Genomic DNA, 5,582 nt, shown 5'->3' on the forward strand with positions numbered 1-5,582 from the left:
GTCCATGAGCAGCGCGTTGCGGCGGCTGCGTGCGCTGTTTGCCGACGAACTGTTCCTGCGTGCCGGCGCGGGCATGCAGCCGACCGAAAAGGCGCTGGCGTTGGCCGGGCCGATCGGCGAAGCGCTGCGGCAAATCCGGAGCGCGTTGGTGCCCGATCAGGGCTTCGATCCGGCCATCGCGCGACGGCGCATCACCATCGCCGCGACCGACTACGGCGATCTCGTTGTGGTGCCGGAATTGACCCGGCTGCTGCGCACCGAAGCGCCCGGCATTGACCTTGCCGTGCGCCCGCTTACCGATGCGACGGTGGCGCTGGCGAAGCTGGAGCGCGGAGAACTCGATGCGCTGATCGGCGGGCACCTGCCGGAGTCGCCGCGCTGCGTCCGGCACCGGCTATTCGAGGAACGCTTTGTCTGCGTCCGCGATGCACGCACGAACCGATCGGAGCGCCTCGATCTGAAAGATTACGCGGCCCTGCCGCACGCGCTGTTCTCGGCGGCCGGCGGCGACGGCCTGCCGAGCGTGATCGACGCGCTGCTGGCACGCCATGGACTGAAGCGACGGGTGGCGGTGACGCTTGCGCATGTGGTGGCCGTTCCGTTCGCCGTGGCCGGCACCGATCTGATCGCCACGATGGCCGAGCGCGTCGCCCGGCGCTTCACGCATCTGGCCGACATTGCCGTCGTCGCACCGCCGATCGACATCCCCGCCTTCGCGATCGACCTGATCCATACAAGCCGCGCCGCCCGGGATCCGGCGCTGCGCTGGTTCCTGGATGCCGCCGATCGCTGCGCCGCCCGATTGCGATATTGAGCGGTGACGGTTCTCCGTCAGGGGTGGCTAACGACGGCCGCCGCTCCCTATATTGGCGCCGGATTCGAATCAGGCAGCTCATGCGCGTCTTCAGTGTTCCCGTTTCTGCGCCGTTCCTGCGCACCGTCATCTCGGCGCTGGTCGATGGCCGGCTGGTCGCGGGATTCGAGGCGCAGAGCGATCCGGCAAGGCTCGCCAACGCCACGCTGTATCTGCCGACCCGCCGTGCCGGACGGCTGGCGCGGGAAATCTTCCTCGACGTGCTCGAGTCCGACGCCGCCGTGCTGCCGCGCATCGTCGCGCTTGGCGACATCGATGAGGACGAACTCGCCTTCGCCGACCAAAGCGAGGACGTCGGCGGCGCCGCGCCGTTGGAGATTCCGCCAAGGCTCGGCGAGCTCGAGCGCCGGCTGACCCTGGCGCATCTGGTTGCGGCCTGGGCGAAGACGCCGGTGTCGGCGCCGCTGGTGGTCGGCGGCCCGGCCTCGACGCTGCAACTCGCCGGCGATCTGGCGCGGCTGATGGACGACATGGTGACGCGCGGCGTCGACTGGCGCGCGCTCGACCGCCTGGTGCCGGACCAGCTCGACAAATATTGGCAGCACTCGCTCGACTTCCTGCGCATCGCGCGCGACGCCTGGCCGAACTACCTCAAGGAGATCGGCCGGATCGAGCCCGCGGCGCGCCGCGATCTGCTGATCGAGGCGGAAGCGGCGCGGCTGACCGCGCATCCCACGGGCCCGGTGATCGCCGCCGGTTCGACCGGCTCGATGCCGGCGACGGCGAAATTCCTGCACGCGGTGGCGAAGCTGCCGAACGGCGCCGTGGTGCTGCCCGGACTCGACACCGATCTCGACGAGGACTCCTGGGACACGATCGGCGGCGAGCGCGGCGACGATGGCAGGTTCACCACGCCGCCCTCGTCGAACCATCCGCAATTCGCGATGCACGCTTTGCTCGACCGCTTCGGCATCAAGCGCCGCGATGTCGAGAGCCTTGCCGAGCCGGCGCCGCTCGGCCGCGAGGTGCTGGTGTCGGAGACGATGCGTCCCTCGACCGCGACCGCGCAGTGGCATGACCGGCTGGAACGGCCGGAGATCGTGGCGCGGATTTCCGCCGGGATGGCCAACCTCACCGTGGTCGAAGCGCCCAATCCGGAAATGGAGGCGCTGGCGATCGCGGTCGCGATGCGCGAGGCGCGGCATCTCGGCAAATCGGCCGCGCTGGTGACGCCGGACCGCGCGCTGGCGCGCCGCGTGATGGCGTCGCTGACGCGCTGGAAGCTCGAGTTCGACGATTCCGGCGGCGACGCGCTGATGGAAACGCCGGCCGGCGTGTTCGCCCGCCTCACCGCGGAGGCCGCGGCCAAGGGGCTGGAGCCGCCGACGCTGCTCGCGCTGCTCAAGCATCCGCTGTTTCGGCTCGGCGGTTCGCATGGCGCGCTGCGGCGCGCGATCGAAGTGCTGGAGATCGCGCTGCTGCGCGGCACGCGGCCGCAAGCCGGGACCGGCGGTCTCGCCCGCGACTTCGCGCGCTTCCGGACCGAGCTGGTCAAGCTGCACGGCGGCGAGACCTCGTCGCTGCACGCCATGGAGCCGCGCGCCCGGCTGCGCGACAACGAGCTCAACCAGGCCGAGGGCCTGATCGCCAGATTGCAGGCGGCGCTGGCGCCGCTCGAAGGCATGGCGTCATCAAAGCCCTACGACTTCGCGGAGTTGGCGGCGCGCCATCGCGAGGCGCTGATCACGCTGTCCGGCGACCAGAACGGCGTTGCGCTCGTGTTCGAGGAGCGCGCCGGTGCGTCGTTGGCGTCCGCGTTCGACGAGCTGCTCGCCAAGCAGGCGCCGAGCGGGCTGATGACGCCGCTCGCCGATTATCCCGAAGTGTTCCAGACCGCGTTCGCCGACCGCATGGTGCGGCGGCCGGAATCGGCGCGCGCGCAGCTCAACATCTTCGGCCAGCTCGAAGCGCGCCTCACCGAATCCGATCGCGTCATCCTCGGCGGCCTGGTCGAGGGCGTCTGGCCGCCGGCGCCGCGGATCGATCCCTGGCTGAGCCGGCCGATGCGGCACGAGCTCGGGCTCGATCTTCCCGAGCGGCGCATCGGCCTGTCCGCGCACGACTTTGCGCAGCTGCTCGGCCATGACGAGGTGATCCTCACCCACGCCGCAAAGGTCGGCGGCGCGCCGGCGGTCGCCTCGCGGTTCCTGCACCGGCTCGAAGCGGTTGCCGGCGAGGCGCGCTGGAAGGCCGCGACATCGGCCGGCGAAATCTACGTGCAATATGCCGCCGAGCTCGACCGGCCCGACAAGGTCGAGCCGATCCCGCGGCCGGAGCCGCGGCCGCCGCGCGAAGCACGGCCGCTGAAAATGTCCGTCACCGCGATCGAGGACTGGCTGCGCGATCCCTACACGATCTACGCGCGCTACATCCTCAAGCTCGATCCGCTCGACCCCGTCGACATGCCGCTGTCGGCGGCCGATCGCGGCTCGGCGATTCACGAGGCGCTCGGCGAGTTCACGCAGGTCTATGCCGATGCGCTGCCCGCCGACACCCTGCGCACGCTGCGCGAGATCGGGGCCAAATATTTTGCGCCGCTGATGGAGCGGCCCGAGGCGCGGGCGCTGTGGTGGCCGCGCTTCCAGCGCATCGCCGGATGGTTTGCCGAATGGGAGCAGGCCCGGCGCGGCAATATTGCTGCGATCAAGGCCGAAATCCGCGGCGAGATCGGCATTCCGCTCGACGACGCCAGGACCTTCACCCTCTCGGCGCGTGCCGACCGGATCGAACGGCGCGACGACGGCAGCTTTGCGATCCTCGACTACAAGACCGGCCAGCCGCCGACCGGCAAGCAGGTGCGCATGGGCCTGTCGCCGCAGCTGACGCTGGAAGCCGCGATCCTGCGCGAGGGCGGCTTCGCCGAGATTCCAGCGGACTCCTCGGTCGGCGACCTCGTCTATGTCAGGCTGAGCGGCAACAACCCGCCGGGCGAGCAGCGTTCGCTGGAGCTGAAGATCAAGACCAGCGACACGCCGCAGCCGCCCGACGAGGCCGCCGACAGCGCGCGGCGCAAGCTCGAAGCCCTGATCCGCGCCTTCGACGACGAGCAGCAGGCCTACACCTCGCTGAACCTCTCGATGTGGGCGAACCGCTACGGCGCCTATGACGACCTCGCACGCATCAAGGAATGGTCGGCCGCCGGCGGCCTGGGGATCGAGGAATGGTGAAGGCGATCAGGCCCATCCCGCCTGCCGTGCGCGACGCGCAGGCGCGCGCGTCCGATCCGAAGGCGTCGACCTTCGTGTCGGCCAATGCCGGCTCGGGCAAGACGCATGTGCTGGTGCAGCGCGTGATCCGCCTGCTGCTGTCAGGCGTGCCGCCGGAAAAGATCCTCTGCATCACCTTCACCAAGGCGGCCGCGGCCAACATGGCCGAACGCGTCTTCACGACGCTCGGCCATTGGGTGACGCTGGACGATGCCGCGCTCGATGCCGCGATCCGCGAGGCCGGTATCGCGCATCCATCCGCTTCGCTCCGCCGCGAGGCGCGCAAACTGTTTGCCTGCGCGCTGGAGACTCCGGGCGGCTTGAAGGTGCAGACCATCCACGCGCTGTGCACCCGCCTGCTGCAGCAGTTTCCGTTCGAGGCCAATGTGCCGGCGCGCTTCGCCGTGCTCGACGACCGCGACCAGAACGAGATGATGGAGCGCGCCAACCTCGCCGTGTTCCTCGAAGCGTCGCGGATTCCCGACAGTCCGATCGGCCGCGCGCTGCGGACGGCGATGGCAAATGCCGCCGACGTCACTTTCAAGGAGGTGGTCCGCGAAGCCTGCCTCAGCCGCGACCATTTCATGGCCTGGACCGACGCCGCCGGCAACGCCGCGGCCGCCGCCGCGCAGATGTCGGCCGCGCTCGGCGTCTCCGCCGATATTCGCATCGAGGAGGTCGAGCGCGAGATCGTCGACGGGCCGAACCTGCCGCGCGCGAGCTGGAAGGAGATGGCCACGCTCCTCGATACCAGCAGCAAGGCGGATCAGAAGCAGGCCGAACGACTGCGAGCCGCGCTGACCTTCACCGGTGCGGCCCAGGTCGACGAATATCTCGGCGTCTTTCTCACCGACGACCGCGCGCCGCGCGCGTCTGTTGTCACCAACAATTTCATCAAGAAGAATTCGGTCGCCGGCCATCGGTTCGAGGCGGAGATCGACCGTCTCGGTCCGTTGATCGAGCGCCGCCGCGCCGTGGTCGCGCGCGACCGCACCGAGGCGCTGATCCACATCGCGACCGCGGCTGCCGCGCATTACCGGCGCGAGAAGCTGGAGCGTGGCCTGCTCGACTATGACGATTTGATCGACAAGACGCTGGCGATGCTCGACCGCGTCTCCTCGGGCTGGGTGCATTACAAGCTCGACCGCGGCGTCGATCACGTGCTGATCGACGAGGCGCAGGATACGAGCCCCCGGCAATGGGACATCGTCGCGCACATCATCTCGGAATTCACCTCCGGTGCCGGCGCGCGCGACGGCCTGGTGCGCACCGTGTTCGCGGTCGGCGACGAGAAGCAGTCGATCTTCTCGTTCCAGGGCGCGGCGCCGCGCGAATTCGACCTGCGTCGGCGCGAGTTGAAGCGGCGGTTCGAGGAAGCCGGGCTGAAATTCGACCCGGTATCGTTCACCTATTCGTTCCGCTCGGGGCCGGTGATCCTACACTCGGTCGACCAAGTGTTCCGCGAGCAGGAGATCTTCCGCAGCATCCATGCGGTCGAGAAC

At 69.3% G+C, this 5,582-nt stretch carries 3 protein-coding genes; all 3 read left to right on the forward strand.

All coding sequences use genetic code 11. The annotated features are described in order from the left end of the window. The coding region (locus PMN64_RS41650; RefSeq protein ID WP_411784962.1) for a LysR substrate-binding domain-containing protein at positions 1 to 814 on the forward strand (814 nt) is incomplete at its 5' end. 80 nt (positions 815 to 894) lie between these two features. Beyond that, positions 895 to 4,041 carry a double-strand break repair protein AddB gene (gene addB, locus PMN64_RS41655; RefSeq protein ID WP_411784963.1) on the forward strand — a complete coding sequence of 1,049 codons (3,147 nt, stop codon included), beginning with the start codon at positions 895 to 897 and terminating at the stop codon, positions 4,039 to 4,041. Further along, positions 4,035 to 5,582: UvrD-helicase domain-containing protein (locus PMN64_RS41660; RefSeq protein WP_411784964.1), on the forward strand; the 1,548-nt coding region annotated here is incomplete at its 3' end. The genes addB and PMN64_RS41660, both read left to right, overlap by 7 nt.

It is taken from the genome of Bradyrhizobium sp. UFLA01-814 (genome assembly GCF_046718885.1).
In the GTDB taxonomy this organism is placed as follows: domain Bacteria; phylum Pseudomonadota; class Alphaproteobacteria; order Rhizobiales; family Xanthobacteraceae; genus Bradyrhizobium; species Bradyrhizobium elkanii.